This is a genomic window from Ruegeria sp. YTSA105, assembly GCF_059610225.1.
Window position 1 is genome coordinate 21,591 of the sequence record NZ_JBXWNE010000004.1, and the last position, 14,315, is coordinate 35,905.

The window sequence follows — 14,315 nt, forward strand, 5'->3', positions numbered from 1 at the left end:
ATGCGGGCCCAACGAGGCCCGCATCAGATTACGACTTATTGATTGGCGGATTCGAACCGGCGCAGCAGCGCGTCGCCGCGTTCCTTCGCACTGTCCATCGCCTCTTGGGCGGTCTTTTCACCAGCCCAGATGGCCTCAAGCTCTTCGTCGATGATGCCACGGATCTGGTCGAATGATCCCAGACGCAGACCTTTCGAGTTTGCCGTCGGCTCTTTCGCGGTCATCTGGATGACGGCGATGTCGGTGCCTGGGTTTTCGTCATAGAAACCAGACGCTCGGGTCGCTTCGCCCGCCTCGGTGGTGATAGGCAGATAGCCGGTGTTCTGGTGCCAGGCTGCCTGAACGTCAGACGAGGACAGGAAGCTGAGGAATTCGCCGACGCCTTTGTATTCATCGGCCTCATGACCTTCCATGACCCACAGTGAGGCACCACCGATGATGGTGTTCTGCGGCTCGGCCGTGACAGCTTCCCAATAGGGCAGCGGGCGCACGTCGAAATCAAACTCGGCTTCGGCTTTGATCCCGGCGTATCCCGCCGAGCTTTCGGTGAACAGGGCGCATTCGCCGGACCGGAAGTTCGCGCCACCTTCGTTGCGGCGGCCCGTGTAGATGAACTTGCCGTCCTTGGCCCAGTCACCCATCGCGGTCAGGTGCGCAACCTGGGCCGGACCGTTCAGCATCAGCTCGGTATCCAGACCGGCAAAGCCGTTATCCTGCGAGGCGAAGGGGACGTCGTGATAGGCTGACAGGTTCTCAAGATGAATCCAGCTTTGCCATGCAGTGACCAACGGGCAATCTTCACCACCGGCCTTGAGCTGCTCCAGCGTTTCCCCGACCTTTTCCCAGGTCGACAGATCGGTGTCAGGATCAACGCCCGCCGCTTCGAACGCGTTGCGATTGACCCAAAGAACCGGCGTGGAAGAGTTGAAGGGCAGGGACAGCATGTCGCCATCTGTGGTCGTATAATACCCTTTGACCGAGCCGATATAGGCGTCCGGATCAAATGACGCACCGCTTTCGGCCATTACCTCATAGACCGGTTTGATCGCGCCCTGGGCCGACATCATAGTTGCGGTGCCAACCTCAAAGACCATCAGGATCTGCGGTTGTTCACCGGCGCGGAACGCGGCGATGCCTGCATTCAGGGTTTCCGAATAGTTGCCCTTGTGGCTTTCAACCACGACATATTCATCCTGGCTGGCGTTGAATTCTTCAACCTGAGCTTTCACAAGCTCACCCAGGCGGCCGGTAAAGGCATGCCAGAACTGAACTTCGGTTTGCGCCATTGCCGCGATCGGGGACAAGGCTGTCGATACGGCAAGAGCGCCAAGCAATTTCGTTTTCATCATTCCTCCCATGCATCAAAGGCGATGCTTCGTTGAATACCGAGCGCTACGCGTAATCGGCACACATGACGATTTCACGACGTTAACGTTACAGAAATATAATTCAAGCCTGATTTTCTGGCAAAAAATATAATACGATGTTATGAAGTGACCGAGATTTGCAGCAAAAACAGGACGCTCCATGAGCCAAACCCTGAGAATCCGGCAGCTAGAAGCGCTTATGGCGGTGACCGTCAATGGCTCGGTCACGGCTGCCGCATCCGATCTGGGGGTCAGCCAGCCCGCGGTCAGCAGGTTGCTTTCAGATTTGGAAAAATCGCTTGGGTTTCAACTGTTCGACCGCCGCGAAGGTCGATTGGTTCCGACGCAAGAGGTCCGCTATCTGCAACCTAGCGTAGAGCGCGTGCTGGAATTGATGCGGCAGATCTCGGATGTCAGTCAGGACATCACGCAACGCAAAGCCGGGCATATTCGCGTCGCCTGCCTTCCTGGCTTCGCCACCAGTCACTTACCAGATGTTGTAGCCGGATTTCTGAGCGACCGGCCTGGCGTCACCATGACGATAGAGCCGGATCGGCCCGAGCGCATCCTGGAGTGGATGATCGGCGAGCAATATGATTTCGGAATCACAGATGGGTTTAATGGCCACCCGGCTGTCGAAAGCACCCATATTGATATCCGCACAGTTTGCGTCTTTCCCGCAGGCCATGCGCTGAAAGACCTTTCGACCGTGACACCGGCAGATATTGCCGATCAGAAGATCATCCACACCCGGCGCGACAGCGACTTTTTCGCACGCCTGTCGCGTGCATTTCAAAACTCGAATGTCGAACTGAACTCGCATATCGAGGTTCGGCAATTCACGGCCGCTTGCGAATTGGTGGTGAAGGGCGTTGGGGTGTCTGTCGTTAGCGAACTGGACGCAGTACAATATCAGAACAGGGGGTTGAGCTATCGGTCTTTCAGGCCATTTCTGCCTCATACGCTGTCGCTGGTGCGACCGGTTTTGAAGCAACCATCGCTGGTCACGCTGGAATTCATAGAACAGTTCAGCGACAGCCTTGGACCTTTCATCGCCGATCCTTAGCTGGATACAGCAGAAAGCGTTGCCCGATTGATTGCCTGAACGCGGCTTTGGGCATTGGCAAAATTTTACAAAAATCGAATTGAGACCCCGGGATTGCTTTACGCGCCCTGAAACTTGTGGGCAAACTGACTTGGTTCATGCCCAGTTCGACGCGTGGCAGGACCTGCCAGCCAGTGTCACACCACTGTTTCGCAGGGCCTGCACAAGTCGCGTCGACAAACGAAAATGAAAGGTGTCACATGCCATTTTCCAACCCCAGCTTGATGTCCCGCCGTCAGTTCCTTGCGACCACCACCGCCAGCGCCGCGGCCATTACACTTCACCCTTTTTCTGCGGCGGCTGCCAATAATCAGGCGCATTTACGGATAATGGAGACGACGGACATTCATGTGCATGTCTTCCCTTATGATTATTACGCCGACAAGCCTCGCGACACGGTAGGCCTCTCCCGTACCGCTTCAATCATCAACGGCATCCGGTCCGAGGCGACGAATTCTCTGCTGGTCGATAACGGAGACTTTCTGCAGGGCAACCCAATGGGCGATTACATCGCCTATGAGCGAGGGATGAAAGAGGGCGACAGCCACCCGATTATCACCGCCTTCAACACAGTCGGTTATGACGCCGCCACATTGGGCAATCACGAATTCAACTACGGTTTGGACTTTTTGGAAAAGGCGCTTTCTGGCGCGGATTTCCCGGTTGTTCTGGCCAACGTCGCAAAGGAACAGGGGGCAAACCCGCGTGAGGATAAAACGCTGGTTAAACCCTATGCGATTCTCGACCGCGAGATTGAAATGGGCGATGGCAGCAAACACCCGATCAAGGTCGGCGTCATTGGGTTTACGCCACCGCAGGTCATGAATTGGGACCGCAAGCATCTCGAAGGCAACGTGCAGGCCCGCGACATTGTCGAGACAGCGCAGGCCTATGTGCCTGAGATGAAAGAGCAGGGCTGCGACTTGATCATCGCGCTTTCGCATTCGGGGATTGGCGATGCCGACCATTCCGACGGTATGGAAAACGCCTCGGTCGTGCTGGCCGGTGTTGACGGGATTGACGCGCTGGTGACCGGTCACAACCACCTTGTTTTCCCGTCCGAGACATTTGCCGACCGTCCCGGTATTGACGTTGCAAAAGGGATGTTGATGGGCAAACCCGCCGTAATGGGCGGGTTCTGGGGATCGCATCTTGGCCTTCTGGACCTGCTGCTGGAGCGCGATGGGAATGAGTGGCGCGTGGTGACCACAACGTCCGAGGCGCGCCCGATTTCGGTTCGCAACGAAGACCGCTCGATCACCGCGCTGGTCGAGGATGATCAGGCCGTTCTGGCCTCGGTCGCCACGGACCACGACGAAACCCTGGCCTATGTGCGCCGCGCGGTCGGCAAGACGTCGGCCCCGCTGCACAGCTATTTCGCGCTGGTTGCGGATGATCCATCTGTACAGATCGTGTCGATAGCGCAGAAATGGTACGTCGAAGAGATGATGAAGGGCACGGAACATGAAGGCCTGCCCATATTGTCAGCCGCGGCGCCTTTCAAGGCCGGCGGTCGTGGTGGCCCGGAGTATTACACCGATGTCCCGGTGGGTGACGTGGCAATCAAGAACGTGGCCGACCTTTACCTTTATCCCAACACCGTCCGCGCCGTACGGGTGAACGGAGCGCAGGTTCGGGGCTGGCTGGAGCGGTCTGCCGGGATGTTCAATCAGGTCGAACCGGGCGCAAGCGACGCGGTCCTGCTGAACCCAGAGTTTCCGTCCTATAATTTTGACGTGATGGACGGCGTCACCTATCAGATCGACCTGTCCCAACCATCGCGGTTTGGACCCAAGGGTGAAGAGGTCAACCCTGGCGCGGCCCGGATCGTGGACCTTGCCTTCAATGGTTCTCCGGTCACGGATGATATGGAGTTCATCATTGCCACCAACAATTACCGAGCGTCCGGTGGCGGATCTTTCCCCGGCGCGATGGGCGACACGGTTGTGTTCGAGGCGCCGGACACCAACCGCGACGTGATTGTCCGCTATATCGTCGAACAGGGCACGATTGACCCCAAAGCAGATGCCAACTGGTCGTTTGCGCCGCTGGACGGCACCACGGTCCTGTTCGAAACAGGCCCGAAGGCGCGTGACTATATGAGTGACGTCAAAGGTGTTTCGATCGAGGATGTCGGTGAGGGCGCAGATGGTTTTGCGGCCTTCCGCATCCAGCTGTAACAGATTGAAAGCAGGCTTATCCCCCTAATTTCTGACCCAATGGTATGGATCGGAGTTGGGGGGTGAGCCTAAATTATTCTGTCAGGCAACTGTCCTGCGAAGCGGCCCGTCCTGGGTCTAGAGTTTGCGTATTCCGTGGAGCGTTAGGGTGCTGACCAAATCAGCGTAATCCTCACGTGCTTTGGTGCCCGCGCCGGAGTTCCACATGTAATACCAGTTCAGCATGCCAAAAACTGACATCGTGGCGCCGCGCAGCTTGTCCTTGTCATCGCCGAACGACTCCGGGGACAGGTCTTTCAATATGTCCCGCACGACATTCACCAGATCCAACTGATACCCGCGCAACAGCTTTTGCTGATCGTCGCTCAGGGCGTTCATGCCGCTGATCTGCACCCGATGTTCATCATCCGCGCCCTGATAGGCGAACAGGATTTCACGCACGGTCTTTCGCAGCCTTTCTTCGGGCGTCAGGCCCGTCAGATCAACCTCGCAGATGCGATCGCGCAGCTCACGCAGATAGGTTTCGAGGATGTCATACAGGATGGCATCCTTGCTGTCGTAATAGTGGTAGATGTTCGCCTTGGAGATTCCGCACTCATTGGCCAAAAGGGTCATCGAAGCGCGATCAAACCCCTGGTCGGCAAACACTTTGGCTGCCGTTTTCAGGATTTGTTCCCGCTTTTGGTCGTGGTCTTTTGCGATTGTCCGGGCCAAGGCTTAATCCTTATCGCGGTTGTCGATGACGCGCTTCGCCTTGCCCTGAGAGCGTTCGACGTCGCCCGGCTCACCTACAACAATTTCTGTTGAAACTCCAACGATGTCCTTGATGCGTTTGGTCAGCATCCGGGCGGCCGCCGTCTTGGACATTTCATCGGTAGATCCCGGAGAGGCTTCGACAAAGACCCGCATGGCATCCATCCGGCCGGATTTATACAGCTCGACCTGGTAATAAGGCGCAAGGCCTCCGGTCGCCATGACCTGTTCCTCGATTTGGCTGGGAAAGACATTGACGCCGCGCAGGATCATCATGTCGTCGCTGCGGCCGGTGATCTTGGCCATGCGACGCATGGAACGGGCCGTTCCGGGCAGCAGGCAGGTCAGATCGCGCGTGCGATAGCGGATCATCGGCAGCCCTTCTTTGGTCAGGGTGGTAAAGACCAGCTCACCAGTTTCACCGTCGGGCAGTACTTCGCCGGTGGCGGGGTCGATGATTTCTGGCAGAAAGTGATCTTCCCAGATCACTGGGCCATCCTTGGTTTCGACGCATTCGCTGGCAACGCCGGGCCCCATGATCTCCGACAGGCCATAGATGTCGACCGCATGCATGTCGAATGCAGCCTCGATTTCCGAGCGCATCGCGTCGGTCCAGGGCTCGGCGCCGAAGATACCAACCTTCAGAGAGCTTTCGCGCGGATCAAGGCCCACCTTATGGAATTGTTCGAGGATGTTGAGCATGTAGGATGGGGTCACCATGATCCCATCGGGTTGAAAATCTGTGATCAGTCCAACCTGCTTTTCGGTTTGCCCGCCACCCATCGGAACGACGGTCGCCTCTAGACGTTCGATGCCGTAATGCGCGCCCAGACCCCCGGTGAACAGGCCATAGCCATAAGCGTTATGCACGATATCGCCCTTGCGCAGACCTGCGGCCCGCAGCGACCGAGCACCCAGATCGGCCCAGTTGTCGATATCGCCTTTGGTATAGCCCACAACGGTTGGCTTGCCGGTTGTCCCGGATGAGGCATGCAGCCGAACCAGTTGGCTGCGCGGCACGGCGAACATGCCGAACGGGTAGTTGTCACGCAGGTCGTTCTTGTAGGTGAATGGAAATTTCGAAAGGTCAGATAACTGTTGCAGGTCATCTGGATGCACGCCGGCATCGTCGAAGCGCTGGGTGTATATCGGCACGTTTTCGTAAGCGTGACGCAGGGACCATTTCAGACGCTCCAACTGGGTGGCGCGGATTTCGTCAACCGAGGCGATCTCGATCGGGTCCAGGTCAGCTTTGTTAGGGGACAGGTCCTCCATCGCGTTACTCCTTCGGTCGCGAAGCTATTCTTGAAAATTCGTGCCACCAATCGCGCGGGACATGCCGCGGAATTCGGCGACCACGTTGCTGTCTTGATTGGTGACGCGCACGTCATAGATGCCGCTGCGACCCGTAACCGAGACCTCGGTCGCGGTGGCCGTCAGGCGATCCCCCAGCTTGCCGGGGGCGAGATAGCTCATCATCGTGTGCTGGCCAACGGTCGCGTGATTACGGCTGTTGCAGGCAAAGGCGAAGGCGCTGTCGGCCAGGGCATGGGTCACGCCGCCATGGCACATGCCGTGCCCATTACAGTGATGCGCAACGACGGTCAGCGCCAGAACTGCGCAGCCTTCGTCCACCTCGACAAGCTCCATGCCAAACCATTTGCTGGCTTCGTCACTCGCCCACATCGCAGCGGCTGATTTGCTGGCACGTTCCTTTGGTGTCATCGTCATTTACCCTGAAAATTGGGCGCGCGCTTTTCAAGAAAGCTGGACACGCCCTCGGCATAATCCGCGCTTTCGCCGCAGATTTTCATCGCATCAGCCTCCAATTCCAGATGATCGGACAAAGAGGTCGCCGCCGCTGCTTGGATACAGTGCTTGGTCTTGCCCAACCCAAGGGTCGGGCCATTGGCCAGTTGATAAGCCAGCATACGAGCCTCTGCCAATAGCTGATCGTCGGGTATGGCTTTCCAGATCAGGCCCCAGTCTTCGGCCTGTTTGGCGGGCAGCGGCTGTGCAGTAAAGGCCAGCCCTTTGGCGCGCGCCTCGCCCAAAAGGCGGGGCAGGTGCCAGCTGCCGCCAGTGTCCGGGATCAGGCCGACCTTGGAAAAGCTCTGGATGAATTTCGCGCTTTCCGCTGCCAGAACCATGTCGCAGGCCAGTGCCAGATTGGCCCCAGCCCCCGCGGCGACGCCATTCACGGCGCAGATGACAGGGCAGTCCAACGACCGGATCAGCCGCACGAGGGGGGCATAGAAACTGCGGACGGTCTTGCCCAGATCCGGCGGCCCGTCCATTTTCGACGGATCGCGGTCACCAAGGTCCTGGCCGGCACAAAAGCCACGCCCGGTGCCCGTCAGCAGCACTGCCCGCGCGCCTGTATCGCGCGCGGAATTCAAGGCAGCCTGAAGCGCATGATGCATGTCTTCGTTGAACGAATTCAGCTTGTCTGGACGGTTCAACGTAATCTCGACCCAGTTCCCGTGATTTTCTACAAGAATCGTATCGCTCATCACTGCCTCGGCCGGTATCGTTTCAACTTTATGATTGCATTAACCGAACGGTTGGTCAATATATAAACGCAAGCCGAATCTGAGCAAATCAAAGGGATGGGTTATGGCAAAATCGCCGGTGGTGAGCGTTGAGCGGAAGGGTGACGTTGCCTGGGTAACGATCAACAATCCGCCAGTGAACGCGACATCCGCTGCGGTGCGTCAGGGGTTGGCCGACGCGGTAGGTGCCATCAAAGGCGCGCGCGTGGCTGTCCTGCGATGTGCGGGTAAAACCTTTGTTGCCGGTGGCGATATGTCAGAGTTCGACGCCCCACCGGTTGAGCCACATCTGCCTGACGTAGTACAGATGATCGAAGACAGTGAAGTTCCCTTTATCGCCTGCATGCACGGTACTGTTCTGGGCGGCGGGTTCGAGATTGCCATGGCTTGCGCTTGGCGCATTGCCGCGTCGGGCACCAGATTTGGTCTGCCAGAGGTCAATGTCGGCCTGATCCCCGGGGCAGGGGGTACCCAGCGTATTCCCCGTCTTGTGGGGATGGAGGCCGCGATTGACATGGCCTGCCGGGGCGAGATCCTGACTGCAGAAACGTTACTAGGGCTGGGTGGCCTTGATCTTGTCGCTGAACAGCCTGAGGCTGCCGTTGAGGCCTTTGCGGCCGAACTGCCGCAGCGACCAGTGCCAGTCAGTCAGCGTAGCCTCACCAGCTTTGCACCGGACCTGATCGAGGTTTCGCGCGCGGAACTTTTGAAACGGTCAAAGGGTCAGCAGTCTCCGCTGGAAAATCTGACGGCATTGGGGTGGGCGACCGAACCCTTTGCCGATGCCTTGCCAAAAGAGCGCGTCCGCCATTTAGCCCTGCGCCAAGGTGCCGAAAGCCGAGCCCTTCGCCATGCTTTCTTTGCCGAACGGAGCGTGTCCAAACCTTCTTTGATCAGAGGCGTAACCCCGCGCGACATCAGCCGTATCGCGGTGGTCGGCGGCGGTCTGATGGGGGCCGGGATTGCAACCGCCGCCCTGAATGGGGGGTTTTCTGTCACGTTGATTGAGCAGAACGCCGAAGCCGCCGCGGCGGCCTTTGGGCGTGTTAAGGGTCTGCTCGAAGGCGCTGCCAAACGGGGAAAGCTGACTGAGGCGCAGATGCAGAGCCGTCTGAGCGCCTTTCGCGCCGTTGACAGCTATGCCGACGCACGGGATGCGCAACTGGCCATTGAGGCGGTGTTCGAGGACATATCTGTCAAACAGCAGGTTTTCGCGGAACTCGCCCGGCATATGGACACAAACGCAATTCTTGCCACCAACACATCTTATCTGGATCCAAACCAGATTTTCGCCGGTATCGACAGTCCGGACCGCTGTATAGGTCTACATTTCTTCAGCCCAGCCCATGTCATGAAACTGCTTGAAATCGTACATACCGGGTATTCGGACCCAGAGGTCATCGCCACCGGATTTGCGTTTGGCAAAAAGCTGGGCAAAGTGGCGGTCCTATCGGGCATTTGCGATGGCTTTATCGGCAATCGCATGCTGGCCGCCTATCGGCGCGAGGCTGATTATCTTCTGGCAGATGGTGCGCTGCCTTATCAAGTGGATCAGGCCATGCGCGACTTTGGTATGCCCATGGGTCCGTACGAATTGCAGGATCTGACCGGTCTTCAGATCTCATGGGCCAATCGCAAGCGCAATGCCGCAACACGCCCACCGGATGAGCGCTATGTCTCTGTGGCCGACCAGCTTTGCGAGATGGAGCGTTTCGGGCAGCGGTCCGGAAAAGGCTGGTATAGTTATGATGACGGCGACCGTACGCCGATCCGTGATACACAGGTCGAGGCTTTGATCGAAGCCAACTCGGCTGAACATGGCATCACCCGGCGCGCGTTTGCGAGCACCGAGATTTCGTCGCGCTTGATGGCGGTACTTGCGAATGAGGGCGCATTGATCATCGAAGAGGGTATCGCCGAAAACGCGATGGCCGTGGATATGGTCCAGATCCATGGCTACGGATTCCCGCGCTGGCGCGGGGGGCCGATGAACTATCGAGATGAAATTGGGGCGCAGCTGTCGCGGGAAATAATGGAGACCGTCGCCTCTGAAAGCCCCGGGTCTTGGAGGATTGCGAGGCAGACCACATCACCATGACTATTGATGGTTACAAAACGGACTATTAACGCAGATTCAATGTATGTTTCAGAGGGAGGAGACAAAACCATGAAATTCAACAGTTTGAGCACGCTATTGGCCTCAGCCGCCTTGGCCGTTTCGGGCACCGTGGCGCTGGCCGCAGATTATACGCTGACCATATCCAGCTGGGCACCGCCGACCCACGGTATCAACGCGAAGATGTGGCCAAAATTCGTGGAAATGGTTGAAGAGGCCACAGACGGTCAGGTCACCGCCGAACTGAAGTTGGGCATCGCTCCGCCACCAGCACAGATGGATCTGATCATGGATGGCGCGGCGGATGCCTCGATCATTTTCCACGGCTACCAGCCGGGGCGCTTTGTCACCACAAAGATGATAGAACTGCCCGGATATGAAGGCTCGGCAGAGGCCGCATCGGTTGCATATTGGCGCACCTATGACGCGCATCTCAAGGCCGCGGACGAGCATCGCGGCGTGAAAGTGATCGCCCTGCATACGCATGGTCCGGCGCAGCTGCATTCCAGCAGCGCGGTGACCACGCTGGATGAAGTGTCGGGCCTCAAGGTCCGTATCCCGGGTGGGGTTGGCGGTGACGTCGGCACAGCGCTTGGCGCGACCGGCATCCAGGTGCCTGCACCGAAAGTCTATGAGACCCTTGCTTCGAAAGCAGCCGATGGCGTTGTCATGCCGTTTGAATCCCGCAAGGGTTTTAAGCTGACCGAGGTTGCCCAGAACGTTTACGAAGTTCCGGGCGGTCTGTATCGCGGGTCGTTCGCCTTTATCATGAACGAAGAAACGTTTGCCGACCTGCCCCCTGAGCTGCAACAGGCGCTGGAGGAGAATGTGTTCGGTGAACCGCTGAGCCGCGAAATCGGCAAGATCTGGGACGAGATCGACGGGATCGGCCGCGAGGCGACCGAAGCCACTGAGGGCAACGCAATCAACGCGGCCTCGGCGGAAGATCTGGAAAAGTTCAACGCGATCGCCGTTGATGTCCGCGCCAAGGTGATTGACGAGGTCAACGGCACCGGTGTTGACGCACAGGCGGCCTATGACATGATCGTAAATGAAATGGCTGCCCAGTAACGCAGTCCGGCTGGCGGGGTCTCTTCGCCAGCCATATTCACCAGCCGGGACCCAATCATGCAATCTCTCGTGACTTTTGCGCGTCGCGTCAGCATCGCTCCGACGCTGCTGGCCTGTATAGCGCTGTTCATCCTGATGGTGATGACCTTTTTTGACGTCATACTGCGGTCTGTCTTGAACGCCCCGATTGAGGCAGCGACTGAGCTGACACGTATTCTCATGGCGATCATGGTGTTTTCGGTTCTGCCGATGATCTCAGCCGGAAAGGGTCAGATCGCCGTCGACCTGACGGACGGAGTATTTTCCCGCTTGCGGCTGAGCCGAGCGCGTGACGCTGTTGTATATATTGTGTCGGGCGTGATGCTCATCTGGCCGATCAAACGCGTCTGGATTCTTGCCGAGCGCGCACGGGACTATGGCGATGTGACTGAATACCTGTCGATCCCGGTATTCTATGTCGGCTGGTTCATCGCCGGGTTCACTGCGATCACGGCCATGGCGATGATTGTCACGGGCCTGATTACTATCTTCTCCCCCCAATCCTTGTCGGAGACCTCTCAATGACCGCCGCACTTATCGGTTTTGCCCTTGTTCTGGTGCTTGTACTGGTGCGTCTGCCTATCGTCTTCGCGATGGGTCTGGTTGGTACGCTTGGGTTCGCCTACGAACGTGGCGGCAGCATCTTTTCGGAGCGCGGCTTGAAGGCGGCGATGTCGATGGTGGGTCGCCAGATCACCGATACGGCACAGGATTACGGATTGTCGGTGGTGCCTCTGTTCATCCTGATGGGCCTGTTCGTGAACAAAGGCGGGCTCGCGCGCGAGCTTTATGCGGTGTCCAATGCATTTCTCGGCCATTTCCGGGGCGGCATCGCCATGGCGACTGTCGCGGCCTGCGGCGGGTTCTCGGCAATTTGCGGGTCGTCTCTGGCGACAGCGGCCACCATGTCCAAGGTCGCGATGCCGGAAATGCGCCGGTATGGTTATGCGGATGAGCTTTCGACTGCGTCGATTGCAGCGGGTGGCACGCTTGGCATCCTGATCCCGCCCTCGGTGATCCTGGTCATTTATGGCCTGCTGACGGAAACCTCGATTGGCAAACTGTTTGTTGCGGGCATTATCCCCGGTGTGCTTGGCATTCTTTTTTATCTTCTCGCGGTGCGCTGGACCGTCTGGCGCAAACCAGAGGCGGGACCGGCAGGCGAACGCCACGGTTGGGTCGAGCGCCTGAGGGCCTTGCGCTCGGTCTGGGCCGTGTTGCTGCTGTTCTTTCTGGTCATTGGCGGGCTTTATGGTGCCTTCGATTTTCAACCGCTGAACCTGACCTTCAGCCCGACCGAGGCGGCAGGGATGGGGGCCATGGGCGCCTTTTTGATTGCCTTGTCGCGCGGCGGGCTTAGCCTGGGTTCAACATTCGAGGTTTTGAAGGAAACCACCGCGACCGCTGCGGCCCTGTTCTCGGTCCTGATCGGGGCGCAGATATTTTCGAACTTCATCAACCTCGCCGGTTTGCCCGAAGCGCTGATCGCCATGGTCACAGCGTATGACGTTGCGCCCTTTGTGGTGATCCTGATGATCCTTGGCATCTACATCATTTTGGGGTGTGTTTTTGAATCCCTGTCGATGCTACTGCTGACCGTGCCGATCTTTTTTCCTCTGGTCACATCGCTGGGATATGACCCGATCTGGTTCGGCATTGTTGTGGTCGTCGTCACCGAAATCAGCCTGATCACCCCGCCCGTGGGGCTGAACGTGTTCATTCTGAAGGGTGTGGTCGGGGATGTGTCGACCGGGACGATCTTCAGAGGCGTCACGCCGTTTTGGATCGCCGATATCTTCCGGCTGGCCCTGATCGTTCTGGTGCCCTGGCTTGTGCTGGTTCTGCCGGAACAGATGGGGGCGATGGGCCACTGATGTTTGCGCTGACCAAGCTGCCTGACGGGTTCCACGATGATCCCTATCCTACCTATAGGGCGCTGCGTGAAGATACGCCCGTCTGCCTGCAACCCGATGGGTCAGTGATCCTGTCACGACATCAGGATCTGGACATCATCTATCGGGACACAACGCGGTTCATTTCGGACAAGAAGGCCGTGTTTGGCCCCAAATACGGGGTGGATAGCCCATTGTTTGAACATCACACCACCAGTCTTGTGTTCAATGATCCGCCCCTGCACTCGCGTGTCCGCAAGGTGATGGTGGGCGCGATGAACCCGCGCGCTTTGGCGCAGATGGAGCCGGGTCTGATCGAACTTGTCGACGGGCTGTTGGATCAAATGCAGGCCAAGGGCACAGTTGAGTTGATCGAGGATTTTGCCGGGGCGATCCCGATCGAGATCATCGGCAACCTGCTGGGAATCCCTCGGTCCGAGCGTGAGCCGTTGCGTGAGTGGTCCTTGGCCATTCTCGGGGCGTTGGAACCGCAGCTGACGCCCGAGCAGGAAGATTGGGGCAACCGCGCAGTCCGCGAGTTCAAAGCCTTTCTGCGCGATATCATCGACGACCGCAGGGCCAACCCGGGCAACCCGGAGACCGATGTTTTGACCCGGTTGATACAGGATGACACCGAGGGCGGCCTGACCGAAGTTGAACTGTACCAGAACTGCATCTTCATTCTGAATGCCGGGCATGAGACCACAACAAACCTGATTGGCAACGCTTTGGATCTGTTGGATCGCCACAGGGATAAGCGGACCGAGCTGTTGGTTAATCCAGACCTGATTTTCACCGCAGTTGACGAGTTTCTGCGTCTGGAAAGCCCGAACCAGTTCGGCAATCGCCTGACCACTGAAGAGGTGGAATTTCACGGACATGTCATTCCAGCAGGAACCGATCTGCATCTTTGCATCGGCGCGGCCAACCGCGATCCGCGGCAGTTTGATTGCCCCGACGACATGATGTTGGATCGCCGTCCCAACAAGCACCACGCGTTTGCGGGCGGACCGCATACTTGTGTTGGTCTGACCTTGGCCCGGATGGAAGGACGGGTTGCCATTAGCCGGTTTTTGAACCGGTTCCCTGATTACCAGATCACGGAAAGTGCTCAGCGTGGGGGGCGTATCCGGTTTCGGGGGTTCGCCCACCTGCCCGCGCAGGTTTGAACTAGCCGCGCTGCTTGTTCTGAAATTTATTGACCGACCGTACGGTTAATAATAAGATATCGCAAACGCCC

The 14,315-nt window shown here is 57.9% G+C and carries 12 protein-coding genes; 7 read left to right on the plus strand and 5 right to left on the minus strand.

Features of this window, described 5'->3' with window-relative positions:
• Positions 1-35 precede the first annotated feature (35 nt).
• On the minus strand, positions 36-1,346 hold the full coding sequence (gene ugpB / locus AC2FH2_RS06960; RefSeq protein ID WP_271949090.1) for a sn-glycerol-3-phosphate ABC transporter substrate-binding protein UgpB: 1,311 nt from the start codon (positions 1,344-1,346) through the stop codon (positions 36-38).
• Positions 1,347-1,527: 181 nt separating this feature from the next.
• On the opposite strand from ugpB, the gene AC2FH2_RS06965 reads away from it, so the two are divergent.
• Both AC2FH2_RS06965 and AC2FH2_RS06970 read left to right on the plus strand, forming a co-directional pair.
• Positions 1,528-2,433, plus strand: coding sequence for a LysR substrate-binding domain-containing protein (locus AC2FH2_RS06965; protein ID WP_496823206.1), 906 nt, complete (start codon positions 1,528-1,530; stop codon positions 2,431-2,433).
• A gap of 239 nt (positions 2,434-2,672) precedes the next feature.
• The gene (locus AC2FH2_RS06970; protein ID WP_496823207.1) at positions 2,673-4,652 is read left to right on the plus strand and encodes a bifunctional 2',3'-cyclic-nucleotide 2'-phosphodiesterase/3'-nucleotidase; all 1,980 of its coding nucleotides are present in this window, start codon (positions 2,673-2,675) and stop codon (positions 4,650-4,652) included.
• Between the two features lie 117 nt (positions 4,653-4,769).
• Here the strand turns inward: AC2FH2_RS06970 and AC2FH2_RS06975 are convergent, their stop codons facing one another.
• Genes AC2FH2_RS06975 through paaG form a run of 4 tightly spaced genes read right to left on the minus strand, consistent with a single transcriptional unit; the run spans position 4,770 to position 7,918 of the window.
• Complete coding sequence (locus tag AC2FH2_RS06975) at positions 4,770-5,366, minus strand: TetR/AcrR family transcriptional regulator (RefSeq protein ID WP_496691524.1); 597 nt, start codon at positions 5,364-5,366, stop codon at positions 4,770-4,772.
• A gap of 3 nt (positions 5,367-5,369) precedes the next feature.
• Positions 5,370-6,680 (minus strand): phenylacetate--CoA ligase PaaK, encoded by a 1,311-nt coding sequence (gene paaK / locus AC2FH2_RS06980; RefSeq protein WP_142639891.1) that lies wholly within the window; start codon positions 6,678-6,680, stop codon positions 5,370-5,372.
• A 24-nt stretch (positions 6,681-6,704) separates the two neighbouring features.
• Positions 6,705-7,130 (minus strand): hydroxyphenylacetyl-CoA thioesterase PaaI, encoded by a 426-nt coding sequence (gene paaI, locus AC2FH2_RS06985; RefSeq protein WP_142639944.1) that lies wholly within the window; start codon positions 7,128-7,130, stop codon positions 6,705-6,707.
• Positions 7,131-7,132: 2 nt separating this feature from the next.
• Complete coding sequence (gene paaG, locus AC2FH2_RS06990) at positions 7,133-7,918, minus strand: 2-(1,2-epoxy-1,2-dihydrophenyl)acetyl-CoA isomerase PaaG (RefSeq protein ID WP_496823208.1); 786 nt, start codon at positions 7,916-7,918, stop codon at positions 7,133-7,135.
• Between the two features lie 103 nt (positions 7,919-8,021).
• On the opposite strand from paaG, the gene AC2FH2_RS06995 reads away from it, so the two are divergent.
• From AC2FH2_RS06995 to AC2FH2_RS07015, 5 genes are all read left to right on the plus strand, one after another.
• The gene (locus AC2FH2_RS06995) at positions 8,022-10,055 is read left to right on the plus strand and encodes an FAD-dependent oxidoreductase (RefSeq protein ID WP_496823209.1); all 2,034 of its coding nucleotides are present in this window, start codon (positions 8,022-8,024) and stop codon (positions 10,053-10,055) included.
• A gap of 69 nt (positions 10,056-10,124) precedes the next feature.
• Entirely contained in the window at positions 10,125-11,144 is a 1,020-nt protein-coding gene (locus tag AC2FH2_RS07000) for a TRAP transporter substrate-binding protein (protein ID WP_271949076.1), read from the plus strand.
• 57 nt (positions 11,145-11,201) lie between these two features.
• Positions 11,202-11,708, plus strand: coding sequence for a TRAP transporter small permease (locus AC2FH2_RS07005; RefSeq protein WP_496689208.1), 507 nt, complete (start codon positions 11,202-11,204; stop codon positions 11,706-11,708).
• Positions 11,705-13,057, plus strand: a complete 1,353-nt coding sequence (locus AC2FH2_RS07010; protein WP_281972857.1) for a TRAP transporter large permease — start codon at positions 11,705-11,707, stop codon at positions 13,055-13,057. The genes AC2FH2_RS07005 and AC2FH2_RS07010 overlap by 4 nt, the downstream gene beginning before the upstream one ends.
• Positions 13,057-14,244, plus strand: a complete 1,188-nt coding sequence (locus AC2FH2_RS07015; RefSeq protein ID WP_496691529.1) for a cytochrome P450 — start codon at positions 13,057-13,059, stop codon at positions 14,242-14,244. Before AC2FH2_RS07010 ends, AC2FH2_RS07015 begins: the two co-directional genes overlap by 1 nt.
• Positions 14,245-14,315 lie beyond the last annotated feature (71 nt).

What these genes read in the sequence shown, in the direction of transcription:
- ugpB (WP_271949090.1), bottom strand. Translation starts at nt 1,346, where the DNA reads ATGAAAACGAAATTGCTTGGCGCTCTTGCCGTATCGACAGCCTTGTCC.
- AC2FH2_RS06965 (WP_496823206.1), top strand. Translation starts at nt 1,528, where the DNA reads ATGAGCCAAACCCTGAGAATCCGGCAGCTAGAAGCGCTTATGGCGGTG.
- AC2FH2_RS06970 (WP_496823207.1), top strand. Translation starts at nt 2,673, where the DNA reads ATGCCATTTTCCAACCCCAGCTTGATGTCCCGCCGTCAGTTCCTTGCG.
- paaK (WP_142639891.1), bottom strand. Translation starts at nt 6,680, where the DNA reads ATGGAGGACCTGTCCCCTAACAAAGCTGACCTGGACCCGATCGAGATC.
- paaI (WP_142639944.1), bottom strand. Translation starts at nt 7,130, where the DNA reads ATGACACCAAAGGAACGTGCCAGCAAATCAGCCGCTGCGATGTGGGCG.
- paaG (WP_496823208.1), bottom strand. Translation starts at nt 7,918, where the DNA reads ATGAGCGATACGATTCTTGTAGAAAATCACGGGAACTGGGTCGAGATT.
- AC2FH2_RS06995 (WP_496823209.1), top strand. Translation starts at nt 8,022, where the DNA reads ATGGCAAAATCGCCGGTGGTGAGCGTTGAGCGGAAGGGTGACGTTGCC.
- AC2FH2_RS07000 (WP_271949076.1), top strand. Translation starts at nt 10,125, where the DNA reads ATGAAATTCAACAGTTTGAGCACGCTATTGGCCTCAGCCGCCTTGGCC.
- AC2FH2_RS07005 (WP_496689208.1), top strand. Translation starts at nt 11,202, where the DNA reads ATGCAATCTCTCGTGACTTTTGCGCGTCGCGTCAGCATCGCTCCGACG.
- AC2FH2_RS07010 (WP_281972857.1), top strand. Translation starts at nt 11,705, where the DNA reads ATGACCGCCGCACTTATCGGTTTTGCCCTTGTTCTGGTGCTTGTACTG.
- AC2FH2_RS07015 (WP_496691529.1), top strand. Translation starts at nt 13,057, where the DNA reads ATGTTTGCGCTGACCAAGCTGCCTGACGGGTTCCACGATGATCCCTAT.